General features: G+C 74.0%; 9 protein-coding genes. 1 reads left to right on the top strand and 8 read right to left on the bottom strand.

Annotation, left to right across the window (positions count from 1 at the left end; translation table 11 throughout):
* Nucleotides 1-97 precede the first annotated feature (97 nt).
* A complete protein-coding gene (locus tag ACFC8N_RS19395) occupies nt 98-3,916 on the top strand; it encodes a multifunctional oxoglutarate decarboxylase/oxoglutarate dehydrogenase thiamine pyrophosphate-binding subunit/dihydrolipoyllysine-residue succinyltransferase subunit (RefSeq protein ID WP_376288871.1) in 3,819 nt (1,272 codons plus the stop codon).
* A gap of 65 nt (nt 3,917-3,981) precedes the next feature.
* Here ACFC8N_RS19395 and fxsT read toward each other — a convergent pair whose 3' ends face one another.
* The 8 genes from fxsT to ACFC8N_RS19355 all read right to left on the bottom strand — a co-directional run bounded on the left by fxsT (nt 3,982) and on the right by ACFC8N_RS19355 (nt 17,499).
* Entirely contained in the window at nt 3,982-6,990 is a 3,009-nt protein-coding gene (gene fxsT / locus ACFC8N_RS19390) for an FxSxx-COOH system tetratricopeptide repeat protein (RefSeq protein ID WP_362818620.1), read from the bottom strand.
* 145 nt (nt 6,991-7,135) lie between these two features.
* On the bottom strand, nt 7,136-8,557 hold the full coding sequence (locus ACFC8N_RS19385; protein ID WP_356027881.1) for an HEXXH motif-containing putative peptide modification protein: 1,422 nt from the start codon (nt 8,555-8,557) through the stop codon (nt 7,136-7,138).
* Nucleotides 8,557-9,759, bottom strand: coding sequence for an FxsB family cyclophane-forming radical SAM/SPASM peptide maturase (locus tag ACFC8N_RS19380; RefSeq protein WP_376288870.1), 1,203 nt, complete (start codon nt 9,757-9,759; stop codon nt 8,557-8,559). The genes ACFC8N_RS19385 and ACFC8N_RS19380 overlap by 1 nt, the downstream gene beginning before the upstream one ends.
* 172 nt (nt 9,760-9,931) lie before the next feature.
* Nucleotides 9,932-10,114, bottom strand: coding sequence for an FxSxx-COOH cyclophane-containing RiPP peptide (gene fxsA / locus ACFC8N_RS19375; RefSeq protein ID WP_356027634.1), 183 nt, complete (start codon nt 10,112-10,114; stop codon nt 9,932-9,934).
* Between the two features lie 43 nt (nt 10,115-10,157).
* Nucleotides 10,158-13,577, bottom strand: coding sequence for an SAV_2336 N-terminal domain-related protein (locus ACFC8N_RS19370; protein WP_376288869.1), 3,420 nt, complete (start codon nt 13,575-13,577; stop codon nt 10,158-10,160).
* A gap of 7 nt (nt 13,578-13,584) precedes the next feature.
* Nucleotides 13,585-14,601, bottom strand: coding sequence for a MoxR family ATPase (locus tag ACFC8N_RS19365; protein WP_356027629.1), 1,017 nt, complete (start codon nt 14,599-14,601; stop codon nt 13,585-13,587).
* 109 nt (nt 14,602-14,710) lie between these two features.
* Nucleotides 14,711-16,963 carry a trypsin-like peptidase domain-containing protein gene (locus tag ACFC8N_RS19360; protein ID WP_376288868.1) on the bottom strand — a complete coding sequence of 751 codons (2,253 nt, stop codon included), beginning with the start codon at nt 16,961-16,963 and terminating at the stop codon, nt 14,711-14,713.
* The gene (locus ACFC8N_RS19355) at nt 16,960-17,499 is read right to left on the bottom strand and encodes a CU044_2847 family protein (protein WP_356027879.1); all 540 of its coding nucleotides are present in this window, start codon (nt 17,497-17,499) and stop codon (nt 16,960-16,962) included. The genes ACFC8N_RS19360 and ACFC8N_RS19355 overlap by 4 nt, the downstream gene beginning before the upstream one ends.
* Nucleotides 17,500-17,548: the final 49 nt, after the last annotated feature.

Genomic DNA, 17,548 nt, shown 5'->3' with positions numbered 1-17,548 from the left:
CGATGACCTTGCTCGACCTGACCTTCCCGGCCATGGAGGCGTAGCCTTTATTCCCGCTGTCCATCACCTTGTGAAGCGGAAGAGGGCGGTTGCCGCCGTGTCGCCACAGTCCCCCAGTAACCCGAGCGTCTCCACCGACGACCAAGCCGGGAAGAACCCCGCAGCTGCCTTCGGTCCGAACGAGTGGCTCGTCGACGAGATCTATCAGCAGTACCTCCAGGACCCGAATTCGGTAGACCGCGCCTGGTGGGACTTCTTCGCCGATTACAAGCCGGGTGCACCTGTCACCCCGGCTGCGGCGGGTACTGCGGCCGCGGGGGCCGCAGGGACCACCTCCACGGCCCCGCAGGCCCAGCCCGCGGCCCCGGCCCCCCAGGCCGCCGCCGCGCCGGCTCCCGCCGCCCCGAAGCCCGCCGCGGCCCCCGCCCCGGCACCGGCTCCCGCGGCGCAGGCCCCGGCACCGGCCAAGCCGGCGCAGCCCGCACAGGCGCCCGCCCAGCCGAAGCCGGCCGCCGCCAAGGCGGCCCCGGCCGCCGCGGCCCCCGAGGGCCCCGAGCTGGTCACGCTGCGCGGTCCGGCCGCCGCGGTCGCCAAGAACATGAACGCCTCTCTGGAGCTGCCGACGGCCACCTCGGTCCGCGCGGTCCCGGTGAAGCTGCTGTTCGACAACCGCATCGTCATCAACAACCACCTCAAGCGCGCCCGGGGCGGGAAGATCTCCTTCACGCACCTGATCGGCTACGCGATGGTGCAGGCCATCAAGGCCATGCCGGCGATGAACCACGCGTTCGGCGAGAAGGACGGCAAGCCGACCCTCATCAAGCCGGCCCACGTCAACCTCGGCCTGGCCATCGACCTGGTGAAGCCCAACGGCGACCGCCAGCTCGTCGTGGCCGCCATCAAGAAGGCCGAGACGCTGAACTTCTTCGAGTTCTGGCAGGCCTACGAGGACATCGTCCGCCGCGCCCGTGACGGCAAGCTGACGATGGACGACTTCACCGGTGTCACGGTCTCCCTGACCAACCCCGGCGGCCTCGGCACCGTCCACTCGGTCCCGCGCCTGATGCCCGGCCAGTCGGTCATCATGGGCGTCGGCTCCATGGACTACCCCGCGGAGTTCCAGGGCACCAGCCAGGACACCCTGAACAAGCTCGGCATCTCGAAGGTCATGACGCTCACGTCGACCTACGACCACCGGGTGATCCAGGGCGCCGCCTCCGGCGAGTTCCTGCGCGCCGTCGCGAACCTCCTCCTCGGCGAGAACGGCTTCTACGACGACATCTTCGAGGCCCTGCGCATCCCCTACGAGCCGGTCCGCTGGCTCCGGGACATCGACGCGTCCCACGACGACGACGTCACCAAGGCCGCCCGCGTCTTCGAGCTGATCCACTCCTACCGGGTCCGCGGCCACGTCATGGCCGACACCGACCCGCTGGAGTACAAGCAGCGCAAGCACCCCGACCTGGACATCACCGAGCACGGCCTCACCCTGTGGGACCTGGAGCGCGAGTTCGCGGTCGGCGGCTTCTCCGGCAAGTCCCTGATGAAGCTGCGCGACATCCTCGGTGTGCTGCGCGACTCGTACTGCCGCACCATCGGCATCGAGTTCATGCACATCCAGGACCCCAAGCAGCGCAAGTGGATCCAGGACCGCGTGGAGCGCCCGCACTCCAAGATGGAGCGCGAGGAGCAGCTGCGGATCCTGCGCCGCCTGAACGCCGCCGAGGCCTTCGAGACGTTCCTGCAGACCAAGTACGTCGGCCAGAAGCGCTTCTCGCTGGAGGGCGGCGAGTCCGTCATCCCGCTGCTCGACGCGGTGATCGACTCCGCGGCCGAGTCCCGGCTGGACGAGGTCGTCATCGGCATGGCCCACCGCGGCCGGCTGAACGTGCTCGCGAACATCGTCGGCAAGTCGTACGCGCAGATCTTCCGCGAGTTCGAGGGCAACCTCGACCCGAAGTCGATGCACGGCTCCGGCGACGTGAAGTACCACCTGGGCGCCCAGGGCACCTTCACCGGCCTGGACGGCGAGCAGATCACGGTCTCGCTGGCCGCCAACCCGTCCCACCTGGAGACGGTCGACCCGGTCATCGAGGGCATCGCCCGCGCCAAGCAGGACATCATCAACAAGGGCGGCACGGACTTCACGGTCCTGCCGGTCGCGCTGCACGGCGACGCGGCCTTCGCGGGCCAGGGCGTGGTGGCCGAGACCCTGAACATGTCGCAGCTGCGCGGCTACCGCACCGGCGGCACGGTCCACATCGTCATCAACAACCAGGTCGGCTTCACCGCGGCCCCCGAGTCCTCGCGTTCCTCCATGTACGCGACGGACGTGGCCCGCATGATCGAGGCCCCGATCTTCCACGTGAACGGCGACGACCCCGAGGCCGTCGTCCGCGTTGCCCGCCTGGCCTTCGAGTTCCGCCAGGCGTTCAACAAGGACGTCGTGATCGACCTCATCTGCTACCGCCGCCGCGGTCACAACGAGTCGGACAACCCGGCCTTCACCCAGCCGCTGATGTACGACCTGATCGACAAGAAGCGCTCGGTGCGCAAGCTCTACACCGAGTCCCTCATCGGTCGCGGCGACATCACGCTGGAAGAGGCCGAGCAGGCGCTGCAGGACTACCAGGGCCAGCTGGAGAAGGTCTTCACCGAGGTCCGCGAGGCCGTCACCGCCCAGCAGGGCGCCGAACCGGCGCCGGACCCGCAGGCGGACTTCCCGGTCGCCGTGAGTACCGCGATCTCCTCGGAGGTCGTCAAGCGCATCGCCGAGTCCCAGGTCAACATCCCGGACTCCTTCCACGTCCACCCGCGTCTGCTGCCGCAGCTGCAGCGCCGGGCGACGATGGTCGAGGACGGCACGATCGACTGGGGCATGGGCGAGACCCTCGCGGTCGGCTCCCTGCTCCTTGAGGGCACCCCGGTCCGGCTGTCCGGCCAGGACTCCCAGCGCGGCACCTTCGGCCAGCGGCACGCGGTCCTCATCGACCGCGAGTCGGGCGAGGAGTTCACGCCGCTGATGTACCTCGCCGAGGAGCAGGCGCGCTACAACGTCTACAACTCCCTGCTGTCCGAGTACGCGGTCATGGGCTTCGAGTACGGCTACTCGCTGGCCCGCCCCGACGCGCTCGTGATGTGGGAGGCGCAGTTCGGCGACTTCGTCAACGGCGCGCAGACGGTGGTCGACGAGTACATCTCGGCGGCGGAGCAGAAGTGGGGCCAGACGAGCGGTGTCACGCTGCTCCTCCCCCACGGCTACGAGGGCCAGGGCCCGGACCACTCCTCGGCCCGTGTCGAGCGGTTCCTCCAGCTCTGCGCGCAGAACAACATGACGGTCGCCATGCCGACCCTGCCGTCGAACTACTTCCACCTCCTGCGCTGGCAGGTGCACAACCCGCACCACAAGCCGCTGGTGGTCTTCACCCCGAAGTCGATGCTGCGCCTGAAGGCCGCCGCGTCGAAGACGGAGGAGTTCACGTCGGGTCAGTTCCGCCCCGTCATCGGCGACGCCTCGGTGGACCCGGCCGCGGTCCGCAAGGTCGTGTTCGTGGCCGGCAAGCTGTACTACGACCTGGAGGCCGAGCGTCAGAAGCGCGGCATCACCGACACGGCGATCATCCGCATCGAGCGCCTGTACCCGCTGCCGGGTGCCGAGCTCCAGGCGGAGGTCAACAAGTACCCGAACGCCGAGAAGTACCTGTGGGCCCAGGAGGAGCCGGCGAACCAGGGTGCCTGGCCGTTCATCGCGCTCAACCTGATCGACCACCTGGACCTGGCGGTCGGCGCGGACGTCCCGCACGGCGAGCGCCTGCGCCGCATCTCGCGTCCGCACTCCTCCTCCCCGGCGGTCGGCTCGGCCAAGCGCCACCAGGCGGAGCAGGAGCAGCTGGTGCGTGAGGTCTTCGAGGCGTAGGCCTTGGGACAAGGGCCCGGTACCGAGTTCGTACTCGGTACCGGGCCCTTCGCGTTGCCGGACGCTCAGCTCGCCTGCGGTTCGAAGTCCCAGTACGGACGGTTGCGGGAGCGGGCCGAGATGGTGTGGGTGTGCTGGGCGCCCAGGGTGGCCGCGAGGTCCGAGAGCGCCTCCTGCTCGACCTTCTCGGCCTGCTGACGGTCCCGCAGGGCGCGCAGGTCGGCCGCGTGGGCGACGCGGGCGGAGAGGGTGAGCGGGTGGGTGCGGCCCAGGGTCTCGGTCGCCCGGGCGATCGTGGCCCGGCTGAGGTCGGCGGCGGCCTCCGCGTCCCCGACGAGGTTGCGCAGCGCCGAGGCGTTGATGGCGCAGCCGAGGGTGTGCGGGTGGCCCTCGCCGAGCGCCGCGGTCAGCCCGGCCAGTGCTTCCTCGGCGACCGCGTACGCGTGCTCCCGTTCGCCGACGCTGCGCAGGATCAGGGCGTGGTTGGCGCGGGCGCCGATGACGAAGGGGTGGCCTTCGGGCAGCAGCATCTCGTAGCGGGCGATGACCGACTCGCTGGCCTCGCGGGCCTGGTCGATGTCGCCGTGCTCGCGGGCGAAGCAGCTCTGGCTGACGGCCGCGGCCAGGGTCAGCACGTGGGTGTCGCCCAGCTTGCGCTCGTAGCCTTCGAGCACGCGCGTGAGGAGCGTGCCCGCCGAGGCCCGGTCGCCGCCGCGCAGCTGGCACATGGCCAGGTTGTGCTCGGCGCGCAGGGTGTCCTGGTTGTCCCGGCCCATGACCATCCGGTACTCGCGCACGTTCTTCGCCTGGGCGGACTCCGCCTCGGCGTAGCGGCCCAGCAGCCGCAGGTCGATCGCGTACGACACCTCGGAGAAGAGCGTCCACGGATGGCGGCCCTTCAGCAGCAGGCGCCGGGCCTCCAGCGTGCGCTGGTCGATGCCCCGCGCCTCCTCGTAGCGGCCCATCAGCCGCACGGTGTAGCCGATGTTGTTCAGGGCGTTGAGGGTGCGCGAGTCCTGGTCCCCGAGCAGCTCGCGGTAGGCCGCGTAGAGCCACTCGGACATCTCCAGCGCCTCGTCGTAGCGGCCGAGTTCGCGCAGGTCGGCGGCGAGTCCGCCGGCCATGCGCAGATGGTCCAGGTCGTTCGCGCCCTTCTCCTCGCGCAGGTGCTCCACCGCCGCCCGCTCCAGGGCCTCCGTCTCCTGGAACCGCCCGGCCGAGCGCAGCAGGTTCGCGTAGTGGTAGGTGACCTCCCAGACCCGGGGGTGGGCCTCGCCGAGCAGCCGGCGCCAGGCGCGCAGGGCGCGGGCGCCGAGGTTGACGCCGGCGGTGTACTCGCCCGCGAAATACATGTAGCGCAGGCAGTTCAGCACCATCGTCTGGACCTTGCGGTCCTTGCTCTGCAGGACGTCGGCGTACTTCAGGTGCGGCACGATCTCCGCGTACGCGTCCCAGTTGCGGGTGTCCGTGGGGCGGCCGGGGTCGGCCTCGGCCAGGGCGCGGCGGACCACGTCGATGAACTCGCTCCGGTCCGACTCGGGCATGTCCTTGTGCACGATCTGGTGGACCATGCGGTGCAGGTAGACCGACTCGCCCGTGGCGGCCGTCTCGTCCAGGGCCCCCTCGTGGGACTCCAGGCGGACGACCGAGTACTGGCGGAGCTGGTTGACCGCCTTGTTCCACAGCAGGGGGTCGTCGAGGAGACCCGCGAGCTGTTCGGGCAGGTCGTCGTGGGACATCTCCTTCAGCAGCCGGACGGGGATGAACCCGGGGGCGAAGAAGGTGCACAGCCTCAGGAGGTCGACGGACTCGGGGACGGTCTCGCGGAGTTTGTTCAGCAGTATCGACCACGCGGTCTGGAAGGCGAGCGGGAAGTCCGCGGACACCTTGACCACGTCCTGGTCGATGCCGCCCTCCAGCAGGCCGATGTACTCCTCGACGGACAGGTCGGAGTCGTTGAGCCAGCCCGCCGTCTGGTCGAGCAGCAGCGGCAGGTCCTCCAGGGCCTCCGCCAGCTGGTCGGCGTCCGTCTCGGTCAGCCGGGGCGCGCGGCGCCGGATGAAGGCGACGGACTCGTCGCGGGCGTAGACGGGGACTTCGAGGAGCTTGCTGTTGTGCTCGCTCCACTCGGGGTTGCGGGAGGTGATGATCACGTGGCCGGGGCCGGACGGGACCAGGTCCCAGATCTGCTCGGGCTCGTCGGCGCCGTCGAGGATGAGCAGCCAGCGGGAGTACGGCTCGCCGCGGCGCAGGGAGTCACGGACGGCGCGCAGCCGTTCGCCGTACTCGGGGCCGGTGGACAGGCCCAGCTGGGGGGCGAGTTCGGCGAGGAGGCGGCGGTAGCTGACCCGTTTCTCGGAGCCGACCCACCACACGACGTCGTACTCGGAGCCGAAGCGGTACGCGTACTCGACGGCCAGCTGGGTCTTGCCCACTCCGGACATGCCGTGCAGCGTGAGGACGCCGGCGCCGGGCTCGCTGCCCTGCAGCAGGTGGTAGGCGTCGTTCAGGAGCGGCTCGCGGCCGGTGAATCGGGTGTTGCGGCGCGGCACACCGCCCCAGACGTCGGGCATCGAGGCGGGAAAGCGCGGGGCCGGGCGGGTGACGTCGCCGGTGACCTGGGTGTCGAGCGGCACGTCCAGCCGGTCCAGCAGCCGCCGTTCGGCCTCCTCCGCGCCCATGTTGGTCAGGTCGACCGGGGCGAGGACGGCGGTGGCGGAGGGCACGGTGGTGTTGGTGACGGACACCGCGGCGAACCGGTCCGGATCGGGCGCGACGACCTCGCGCAGGGCCTCGTTCCACTCCTCGTGGGTGCGCGGGCCCAGCTGGAAGTACCACTCGCTGACCAGGATCAGGGTGCGGCCGCCGGCCAGCGTGAGGTCGCGCAGCAGGCCGGTGAGGGACTGGTCCGGCGGGGCGTCCCAGCGCAGGTACACCACGCGCAGACCGCGCCGCTCCAGCCTGTCCCCGATCCACGCCGCCCAGGGCCGGTTGAACCCGGCGAAGCTGATCGCGACGGTCTGCCTCGCGACCCCCTTCCCGGTCGACCGGACCGGCGTACGAGCTTCAGACATGCGGCGGCCTCCAGCGCGTAGTACCTGAAATCGTAGAACCTCGGCGCGGCTCTGGGGAGTCCGGCGACTGCGGCAGCGCCGTGCCTGGGCCCGACGATCTTCCCGCAGTGCGGGGCGGGAAGTCTGTATTTTGCCGATCGGCCTTTCACCGATTCGTGAACGGAGGCGCCGGAGGCTGCCGCTGCCGCCACAGGTTCCGTACGGCCTTGACGTACGCCTGGGCGCGTGCGGTGTACCCCCGGGGTGCCGGGCGCGCGGCGAGCCGTTCGTGGACGGCGGCCATGGCGTCGACGAAGCGCCGGCCGGCCGGTGTCAGGTCGGGCGAGCCGGCGAGCGCGGGCAGGGCGGCGCCGACCATGGCGTGGTAGCGGGCGTGTTCCGCCCATGCGGCCGCCCCCCGGGCGGGGTCCGCGAGCGCCCGGCGCTGGAAGAAGTCCGCCATCGCCAGGTGGGAGTAGGCGCCCTGGAGGAGGCCGTCGTACGGCCGCGGGTCGGGGCGCCAGGGGGCGAAGTAGCGGGCCTCGGGGCCGGCCCGGTGCAGTTCCACCAGCTCGCTGAGCGCGGCGAGTTTGGTGTGCTGCACCTCGTGCACGAGGGTCGCGGCGAAGGCCACCGGGCTCGCGGGCGTGCTGCTGAGGAGCGCGCCGAACGCCTCGCGCCGGGTCGCGCTGCAGCCGCCGCGGCCGGCGGCGCCGGGGGGCGGCTCCAGCGGGACCAGGCAGCGCAGCAGGGCGAGCGTCTCGGCGAGCCGGTGCTCGCCCGCGCCGCGCAGTACGGCGGCGGTGCCGGACCAGGCCTGCAGCCAGCGTTTGCGCTCGGCGTCGTCGGGGGCCATGGGTCCGCTCAGCGCGTGCTGGTCGGGCTCGCGGGGCGGGACGCGGTAGGGGTCGAGGTCGTCCAGCGGCATGGGGGCGGCGCCGGGCACGAGGCCGGGCAGGGCGTGGGCCGGAATCCAGGCGGGGGTCGCGGACCAGGCGCCGGTGAGGTGCTCCGGGCACACGGTGACCTCGGGCGCCTCCGGCCGGCGCAGGGTCAGCCGGCCGTCGGCGTGCCGGACTTCGATCCGTACGTCGTCCCGCTCGTGCGTGCGCAGGGCGCCGAGGGAGGGCAGGGTCAGCACGCCGTCGCGGGCGGTGAGGTCGGTGGTGAACGGCAGCCCGGCGCGGGCCGCGGCGGCCACGGCGACCGCGCTGAAGTGGGCCAGGTCCCGCAGGAGTTCGGTGCGGTCCTGTGCCGTGGGGCGGCCGTCGCGGGGGTTCAGTCCGGCCAGGACGCGCCGGGCCCAGGGTCCCAGCAGCGGATGGGTGAGGCGGGCCCGCGCCGCGGAGTGCGCGCCGCCGTCGCCCGCCCGGTCCGCCGCCGTCAGCAGCGCCCAGTCCTCGCGCAGCCGGCGTTTCGCCGCGCCGGGGCAGACGGCGGGGTCGGCGGCCTCGGCGGCGTCGAGCACGGCACGGAGCATGAGCAGTCGTCGGGTGTCCTGGTCGCGGACGAGCAGCGCGAGGGTGTCCGGGCCGCCCTCGGTGCGGCTCAGCTCGGCAAGTGCCCGGTCCGGGACCGCCGGAGGTATCACGGGGTGCCCCCTTCGGATGACGCCGGAACCACCGGGCGGGTACTGCGGGTGTCCCGGGTCCCCCCGGCCAGCCGGCCGGCCACGTGCTGGATGAAGTGCTGGAGGTCCGCGCAGTACACGGACGGGTTCCGAAAGCCCTGTCCGGCCCGGTAGCGGTGGGCGTAGTGGCCGCCGCCGCACACCGTGAGCAGCGGACAGGCCCGGCAGCGGTCGGCCAGGGCGTCCGGTCCGGCCTGCCGGGCGGCGACGCCGGGGTGGGCGAGCGCCCGGTCGAAGTCGTGCCGGAAGACGTCCAGTCCGGTCGCGGCGGCGCCCTCGTACGCCGACTTCAGCGAGTCGACCTGCTCGATCGAGCCGTCCGTCTCGACCACGACGGCGTCGAAGGGCTGGAGCCCGAGCGACTCGGTGGCGGCCGGCAGGCCGAGCAGCAGCGCCAGGCACTCCTCGAAGAGCCGCACCCGCGTCTCGCGCCGCCCGGCCGACCACCAGCGGTCGAAGACCCGGCACAGCCAGGCGCCGTACCGCGCCTCACCCCAGTGCGGCGGCGGCGCGGACCAGTTGCCGTGCGGCAGCAGCAGATCCAGCGCGGGCGGACCGAGCGCGAGCAGCGACTCGTACGTGTCGACCGGGTCGCTCGTGGGGTCGACGACGGTGAGGACACCGGCGTACGACCGCGGGAAGTGCTCGGCGACCAGCCGGGCACCGCGTGCCGCGGCGGGCCAGGAGGGCCGGCCGGCGTGGTCGACGCGCCGGGCGTTGTGCGCGGGGCGGCCGCCGTCGAGGCTGATGCCGACGCGGATGCCGTGCCGGGCGAGGACGGTCATGCGCGCGTGGGTCAGCAGGGTGGCGTTGGTCTGCACGGTGGCCCGCACCGCGCAGCCGGCCGGGACGCGGGCGCGGACGTCGTCGGTGAAGCGGGCGAGCGTGTCCACGCCGGCCAGCAGGGGCTCTCCGCCGTGCAGGACGAGGGAGACGGTGCTCAGGGCGTGGGCACGCGCGTGCTCGACGACGCGGTCCGCGGTGCGGGCCAGGACCTCGGCGGGGGCGGCGGCCGGACGGGTGCGCCAGGTGTGGTCGGGGCCCTCGTACAGGTAGCAGTAGCGGCAGGCGAGGTTGCAGCGGCCGTGCACCTTGACGATGAACTGCCGGAAGGGGCGGGAAGGCTGGGCCACGGGCGTGTCGGCGGTGTTTTCGGACACTCCAGCACCCCCATGCCGTACGCCCCGCCGGCTGCGATTCGAGCGCGGGCCACGGCTCTCTCCGCCCGTATGGACGCGCATTCCCGGCCAGTGGCCGGGCGCAAACCCCCGACGGCCGAAGTTGGCTTCTTCTGCTCCTGGTTGACCGGGATGCGGAGGCGGTCACCGGGGTTCAGAGACAGTTGGTGAAACCCCAGAGCATCTCGCTCGGGCGCTCCGCCCGCTCCCGCAGGCCCGCCAGCACCTCCTTCAGGACCGGATGCTCGACCGTGCGCAGCTCCTCCAGGTCCAGCGCCAGCAGGTCCGGCAGTGGTCCGTCGTTCTCCGGCGGGGGTGTCCCGTCCCGTGCGCCCATCCCCGTTCCCCTCTCCTTTTCCGGCGTTGTTCCGCCGGTGTGCTCATTCCAGCTCGGCCAGCCGCTCCGCCGTGTCCGCCGCCGTCGGTCCGCCCGTGCCGAGGCTCGGGTCGGGCAGCCTCGACCACTCGGTGCGCGCCGCCCGGTAGGCCTCGCGGGCCGCGCGGGGGCGGGCGGCCGCCTCGTAGGACATACCCCGCCAGTGGTGCGCCTGCGCACCCAGCTCCACCGCGTCCAGCCGCCGGCGCTCGGTTTCGGCCTCCTCCTCGGCGTCCCGCGCGGATTCGGCCGCCGAGCGGAAGGCGTCCACCGCGTCGTCCAGGCGGGTGGGCCGGCCGAGGCTGCGGTAGGCCTCGTACTGCGTCTGCCCCAGCTCCAGCCGGCAGCGGGCGGCCAGCAGCGCGTCGGCCGCGTCCGCCGCGGCCAGGCCGAAGAGGTGCTCCGCCTCCCGCAGGTCGACCCGGTCACCGCGCAGCCGGTAGCGCAGGATCAGCGCGCGGCCCAGCATCAGCAGCCGGTACGCCGTGTGCCGGCTGCCCGTGGGGGTCTCCGTACGGCAGTCCCGCAGCACGCGGATCGCCTGGGACAACGGCTCCCACGCGCGGGCCCCGCTCTCCGCGACCGCGCGGCGCAGCAGCGCCTCGCCCCACTCGGCGAGGACGTCGGAGTAGCCGGCCGCGTCCCGCGGCACGTCCGCGGCCGCCAGGGCGAACGCGTCGGCGGCGTCGCGCAGTTCGCGCAGGTCCCCCGACTCGGTGTACCGGGCGATGCGGACGCGTCCGGCGCGCACGTGCAGGAGGGAGCGCAGGCTGCGGCTGCTGGTGCTCGCCAGCGCCTCCTCGACGTGGTCCTGGGCCTCGGCCAGGTCCCCGCCCGACGTCAGCAGGGCGTCGACCAGGTCGAGGCGGGCCCGGACGCGTTCCCGGGCACGGCCGGTGCCGCCCGGGCTCTCGTGCGCCTCCTCGGTCGCCAGCGCGTCGCGCAGGGATCCGCAGGCCTGCTCGGCATAGCCGCGGGCCTGCTCCGGGTCGGTCGTGGCGGCCGCGAGGCGGAGCAGCAACCGGCCGTGGGCGAGCGGCAGTTCGGGCGGGCGGTCCCGGCGGTCGGGCCAGATGTCGGCGAACGCCTCCAGCATGCCGACCGCGCCCTGGAGCAGCGCGCCGTCGTCGCCGCCGAGGTGCCACTGCGTCTCCAGCGCGCCCACCCGCTCCAGGGTCAGCCGCAGTGCCTCCTTCGGGTCCAGTCCGGGCGCGGCGCAGGCCACCGCGTACTCCCGGTCGGCGCGGCGCAGCAGGCCCAGGGCGCCGTGCTGGTCGCCGCGGCGCCTGCGGTCGGTGGCGGCGGCGCGCAGCACCCTGGCGAGCGCCGCCCGCTCGCGCAGCGCGTGCGGGTGCGCCACGGCCTGCTCGGCGGCCGTCTCGGCCTCCCGCAGCAGCTCGGCCCCGCCCTGCACCTCCCACAGCCGCAGCGTGGCGTAGGCGTACTCGGCCCACAGCTCGGGGTCGGCCCCGGCCGGACGCTCGTGCTCGGTGGCGCCGCGCAGCAGTTGTACGGCGTCGATCGCGTCCTGCACCATGCCCTCGGCGTCGAAGCGGGCGAGCAGGGTGCGGGCCCGGACCACCGCCGGATGCGTGGGCCGTTCCCCGGGTGTCTCGCCTCGGAACGGTTCGGGCAGCGGCATGAAGCGCTCCAGCACCCGCGCCGCGACCTCGGCGAAGGGCTGCGGGACCAGCGTCGCGTCCCCGTTGTCGCCGTTCTCCGCGGCGGGGTAGCCGGTGCGGGGCGCGTAGGCGGGCGCCGGCGCCGTGGCGCGCTCCCGCGGCTGACGCGTCTGCGCCTCGGCGTCGGCCGCGCCGCCGAGCTGGGCGAGGGCCAGGGCCGGGAAGTTGGCGCCGCCCTTGCCGAAGTGCTGTTCGATGTACTCGGAACAATGCTTGAGGACTAAAACGGCCTCGTCCCGGCCGAGCGTCGACAGCAGTGCCTCGCGCACGTCGGGGTCCATCTCGTACCACTGGGCGGCGTCCGGCCCGTAGTCCTCCTCGGCGCGCCGGACGAGGCCGCCGAGCAGTACCTCGGCGAGTTCGGAGGGGCCGGAGCCGGGCAGCATGGTGCGCTGCACCAGCTGCATCACCGGCAGGCACAGCGGGGCGGCCGCCAGATAGACGGCGAGCCGGCCGGCGGTCGGCGAGGCCGCGGCACGGAACCGGCTGATCCGCTCCACCGACGTCGGCCTGCGCGTACGGCGCGCCTCCGGGGCGGGCGGCTGGTCCGGGCGCACCCAGCCCACCGCGCCCGGCACCGGTCCGGTGCCGGCCCCGGACAGCAGCCGGGCCCACGCGCCGAGGGCCACCGGCTCGGGCGGCAGCACGGGTACGGGCAGCACGCCCGGCGGCGGGACCACGGGGGCGCCGCCGGGGGTGCGCACGCGCAGGGTCGTGCCGCCCAGGGTGTCGCCGCGGGTCAGTTCGCCGTACGTCACGGGCAGCAGGGTGCGGTTCCACAGGCGCTGCGGGAGCGGCTGGAGCACCGCGACGGGGGCGAGGCGGGCGAGGTGGTGCAGCAGCCGGTGCGCCCGGCCGGCGCGCCAGAGCTCGCCCGCGCAGTCGCTGACCAGCAGGGTGATCCGGCGGCCGGTGGGGTCGCTCAGCCGCTCCACGGTGTGCAGCGGGGCCGCGTGGGGGTCCGCGCTGCGGCTGACCGCGGGCTCGCCGTCCGGGCCGGCGTGCAGATGGCTGACCTGGATGTCCCCGAAGGCACCCAACTGGGCGAAGGCCTGGTGGAGTTCGGCGAACATCCGGTCCCACACCCGCATCGAGGGCGCCGCGTCGAGCACCAGCTGGAGCCGGGCGTCCCGGCGGGTCACCGCGCGGTGCACGGGCAGGATCAGGCCGCCCGCGCGGGCGCTCAGTTCGGCGGTGGCCGTCTCGTCCAACCGGGTGCGCAGCGCCGGTGCGGCGCTGCGGTAGGCCTGCAACGGCCGCAGGGCGCGCTGGAGTTCGAGGAGGGAGGGCAGCGCCGGGGCGGCGGGCACGCCGATCGGCAGTGCCTTGATCCGCCCGGTCGCGCGGGTGCTCGGGGCGCCGTCCCGCGGCAACGGGTACAGCGTCACACGCCGGTCGGGAACAGGGACGTCCGCCTCCGGCTCCACCCACGGGGCGGGCCGCGCGGCACCCGGCCCGGCCGGCCCCCCACCGCCCGGCCCAGGCACGGCCTCGCCCGCCTCCGTTGCCGTCCCCGGCGGGCCCTGGCCCCCGCCGGCGGCAGCCCCCTCACCGTCGTCCTCGTCCTCCGCCCCGGCCCAGCGCGCCAGCCACAGCGCGTCGCTCAGCTCCACGGCATCGGGGTCCATCCCGATCTCCCGCAACCGGCATACGAGTTCGGCCAGGAGACCACCGCCGCCCGGGTCGGGTCGGTCGGAGGGGTCCGGCGGGACCGGGCCGTGGCGTGCCGCTGCGTCGGGCATCAGCGCCTCACCTCGAACGGTCGAGTCGCTGGATGAGCAGATCGGCGAGGCGCTCGCGGCTCGGCGGGGCGGCGGCTGCGGTGAGGTGGATCGCGTTCAACAGCTGGTCGGCGGCGAGGAGTTCGCTGCGGGAACGCTCCAGGAAGCGGGCGATCAGGTCGTCGCCCGCCCGTGCGGCCTCGTCACCGAGGTGGGCGCGGACGAAGGTGGCGAGCCGGTTGTGGTCGGGCCGGTCCAGCTCCAGGTGGATGCACCGGCGCATCAGCGGCGCCGGGAAGTCGCGCTCCCCGTTGCTGGTGAGGACCACGAACGGGAAGGCGCGGCAGCGCACCCGGCCGTCGCGCACCCGGACCCTGGCGCCGTCGGCGGTGAGCACCTCGGCCTCGCCGCCGGGCAGCCGGTCGGCGATGCGCTGGAGCTCGGGTATCTCGAACTCGCCCTCCTCCAGCACGTTCAGCAGGTCGTTGGGCAGGTCGATGTCGCTCTTGTCCAGCTCGTCGATGAGCAGCACGCGCGGCGTGTCCGAGGGCAGCAGGGCGGTGCCGAGGGGCCCGAGCCGGATGTAGCTGCCGATGGCCTCCACGGCCCCAGGGCTGCCGGCCGCGCCGCCGTGGCCCCCCTGCGCCGCGATCTGGACGTCCTGCAGTCGGGCGATGGCGTCGTAGTGGTAGAGCCCGTCCTGGAGCGCGGTCCGGCTGACGATGGACCAGCGCAGCACCTCGCCCAGCCCCAGTTCGTACGCCACCGAATGGGCCAGGGTGCTCTTGCCCGCACCGGGGCTGCCGGTGACGAGCAGCGGGCGGCGCAGGTACAGCGCCGCGTTGATCATCTCCAGCTCCTCCGCGCCGGGGCGGTGCAGTTCGGCCAGGTGCCGGTGCGCGCCGAGCCTGCGGTCCTGGGAGCTGTCGCCGTCCGCGTCCCGGCCGGAGAAGTCCCGCCAGGGCGGTGGCGGCGGGAGCCGGCTCATCCCGTCGTGCGGTTCTCCGGCGCCTCGGTAGATGAGCCACTCACTGGATTCGGTCATGTCCAATCCTCGTCGTCACTCGTCCGCCACCGCAGCCGTCGAACGTGCCTCACGTTATCGACCCTCAGGACGCCTGGTAAGAGGAACTGGAGGGAACGCGCGCGCTGCGTCACGGCGCCTCCAGCAGATCTCCGGTTCCGGGCAGGGGGCTGTGCGGATCGTCGTACAACAGTGCTATTCCATGGGCCCAGTAGGCCTCCGTGAGCCCCGCGTGGACCTGCCGGCGCAGCCCGTGCACCACCCCGGGCAGCAGCGCCACCCCGACGCCGTCGTCGACGACCGTCTTGGCGCCCCGGTGGAACTCGCCGCACACGGACTCGGGCTGCCACCGCCTGCGGCGCCAGACCGCCACCCCGAACCCGGCGTTCAGGATCCGGCCGAGCGAGGCGGGGTCGCTCGCGTAGCGCTGGTCGCCCAGGCGGCAGAGCACCGGGACGTCGTGCGGCGCGAGGCCGCGCAGCGCCGGGGTGTCCGGTACGGGCCTGCGCACTCCGTCGTCGCAGTCGAGCACCTCGGCCCGCGCCTGACGGGTGTGCAGCCGCCGCCAGCGGTCGCGGCGTTCGCCGTCCTCGTCGTCGTACGGCTCCCAGGCCGCCGCCGGCCACGCGCCGGGGCCCTGCGCCGCCTCGTCGGGCAACTGGTCGCGGTCCGAGCAGCGTACGAGCACCGGCCGCTCGACGCCCACCGGGACGCCGTCCGGCCGCAGCCGCCAGTCGTCCACCGGCATGTCCAGGAGCCGGTGGGGCAGGGCCACGTACAGGGGCGCGGGCCGCCCGGGCTCGTCGCACTGCCGGAAGGCCTCGGTGAGCGCGGCGGCCGCCCGGGCGTCGAGGTCGGCCAGCGCGGTGCGCTGGGTCTCGTGCAGCAGCGTCGTCCCGCCGTCCGCGTCCGCGACGGAGACCGACCAGTCGCAGCGGTCGGGCTCCCAGCCCCGGCACAGCACCACCAGCAGCACGGACGGCCCGGGCGGCGCGAGGGGCGGATGCTGCGCGGGGCGCTCGGGCGCCCGGCCGGCCTCGTCGTCGGCCCGCTCGTGACCGGCCCGTTCGCGACCGTCCCGCTCCCGCCCGAGCAACTCCTCGCGCTGCTGGGCGAGTTCGGTGCGATAGCCGCTGTCCAGTCCCGTCGACGCGTGCCACACCCACTCCCACAGGGCCCGCTCGGCGGCGAGCACGCTGCGCGTGCGGTCGCGGTCGGCCAGCAGGATCCGCATCGCGTAGCCGACGACGAGCCTGCGCGCCTCGTCCTGCCGCGCGTGCTCGTACAGCACGCCCAGGCCGTCCCGCCAGCCGCGCGGCGCGGGCACCAAGGACGGCAGCCGGAAGCCGGGCAGCGATCCGAGGATGCCGAGCAGAGCGCGGGTGCTGACCGGGGGCGGCAGATCGGCCAGCCGCCCGAGCAACTCCCCGCGCTCGTGCGGACTGAGCGCGCGCCCGGGGCGCGCGCCGAGCTCACCCTGGATGTCGGCCCAGGTGGGCGCCGCCGACTCGGAGGGCTGCTGACGGTCGCGGTGGTAGCGGTCGTGGGCGTGGAAGACGGCTTGGTAGAGGTCGGTGTGGTCAGCGTGGTCGGTGTGGGGGGCGGTGTCCGCGTGGCGGGCGGGGCCCGGGTCGACGGGGCCCGGGAAGGTGCCGCGGGTGTGGCCGCCGTTCCCCTCGGCGCCGTCGCCCCGGCCGTCGCTCCGGTGGAGGGTGCGCAGCTGCTCGACGCCGATGGACGTGCCGCCCGCCCCCTGGTCCGCGCGGGACTTCAGGACCCCGACGACCTCACCGCGCACGGGGTCGATCACCGGCCCGCCGGAGACACCGGGCGGCAGGTCGTTCTGCCCGAGCCGCACCTGCTCCTCCGGCGACCAGGCGCTGATCGTCCCCTGGACCGAGAGGTACCCGTCGAGGATCTCCAGCCGGCCACGGGCGCCCGTCCAGCCCGCGTAGTACACCCTGTTCCCGCCGAAGTGCGGGTTGGGCCGCTCCGAGACGTACACGCACGCGTGGCCGACGGGCTCGCGGAGCCGGACCAGCGCGAGATCCGGGGCGGGCCAGCTGCCGGGGACGAGCCGGCCGGCGTGCTCCGGCAGGGTCGCCGCCACCTGCCCGGGCACGGCGCACGGGTCGTCGTAAGGGCTGGTCCGGTACACCACGACGACCTCGCCCCCCTCCTCGGCGTGAACCACGTGTGCGCAGGTCAGAACCCAGTTCGGCGCGACGAAGAATCCGCTGCCGAGGAAGCTGCCGGGCTCGTCGTGGGCATACCCGGCACCCGCGTGATGAATGCGCACCGTCGCCGCGAGAACGAGTTCACGCAGCGCAAGCCGGGCAGCATCGAAGCCGTCCGGTGCGCCCCCGTCGTACCCCTGCGTCATGCCGTGCCCCCGACGCCGCCGTCCCCGGCACCCCCGTGCCCCCGAGCGCCGGTGGGCGCGCCGGTACGGGAAGCCGGGCCGGGGGTCCGCGGGGGCGGCGGCACGGGGGTGTCGGGGCCGTGGGCCGGGCGGGGGGCGGAGGCGTCCGCGGACGACGGGTCCGGCGGACCGTCCCCGTGCCAGGTCAGGGTGACCGTGATGGCCGCCTTGGCCTCGCCGTCCGCGAGCAGGCCCACCACCTTTCCGGCCTTCGCGGTGAGCTCGATGCCGAACTCGACGCTCACCTCGTCCGGCCGCACCGCCCGCAACGGGCCGGACAGCGACCGCGCGACCCCGGTGATCAGCGACTGGAGGCTCTCGACGCTCGCCTCCACCCGCTCGGCGAACCCGGTGTCCGTGTACGACAGTCCCCCCGACGGATGTCCCGCCGACGGCGCGGCGAGCTCCTCCGCCCCGGAGATCCGGGCCCACACCGGCGTGCCGTCCGGCAGCTGGATCCGCGCTACCCGCGTCGACTCCGGCGACTGCGCGTTCATCATGTTCCCCCGTCCCCTCGCCCCGTCTCGCCCCGCGCGGACCGCTCGC

It is taken from the genome of Streptomyces sp. NPDC055966 (assembly GCF_042269865.1).
Taxonomy (GTDB): domain Bacteria; phylum Actinomycetota; class Actinomycetes; order Streptomycetales; family Streptomycetaceae; genus Streptomyces.
Note: the sequence above shows the minus strand (reverse complement) of the source record. Positions and strands in the feature narration are given on the sequence as shown.

Excerpts from the sequence above, each read along its gene's own strand:
- ACFC8N_RS19355 (WP_356027879.1), bottom strand. The coding sequence starts at position 17,499 with ATGAACGCGCAGTCGCCGGAGTCGACGCGGGTAGCGCGGATCCAGCTG.
- fxsT (WP_362818620.1), bottom strand. The coding sequence starts at position 6,990 with ATGTCTGAAGCTCGTACGCCGGTCCGGTCGACCGGGAAGGGGGTCGCG.
- ACFC8N_RS19360 (WP_376288868.1), bottom strand. The coding sequence starts at position 16,963 with ATGACGCAGGGGTACGACGGGGGCGCACCGGACGGCTTCGATGCTGCC.
- fxsA (WP_356027634.1), bottom strand. The coding sequence starts at position 10,114 with ATGGGCGCACGGGACGGGACACCCCCGCCGGAGAACGACGGACCACTG.
- ACFC8N_RS19370 (WP_376288869.1), bottom strand. The coding sequence starts at position 13,577 with ATGCCCGACGCAGCGGCACGCCACGGCCCGGTCCCGCCGGACCCCTCC.
- ACFC8N_RS19365 (WP_356027629.1), bottom strand. The coding sequence starts at position 14,601 with ATGACCGAATCCAGTGAGTGGCTCATCTACCGAGGCGCCGGAGAACCG.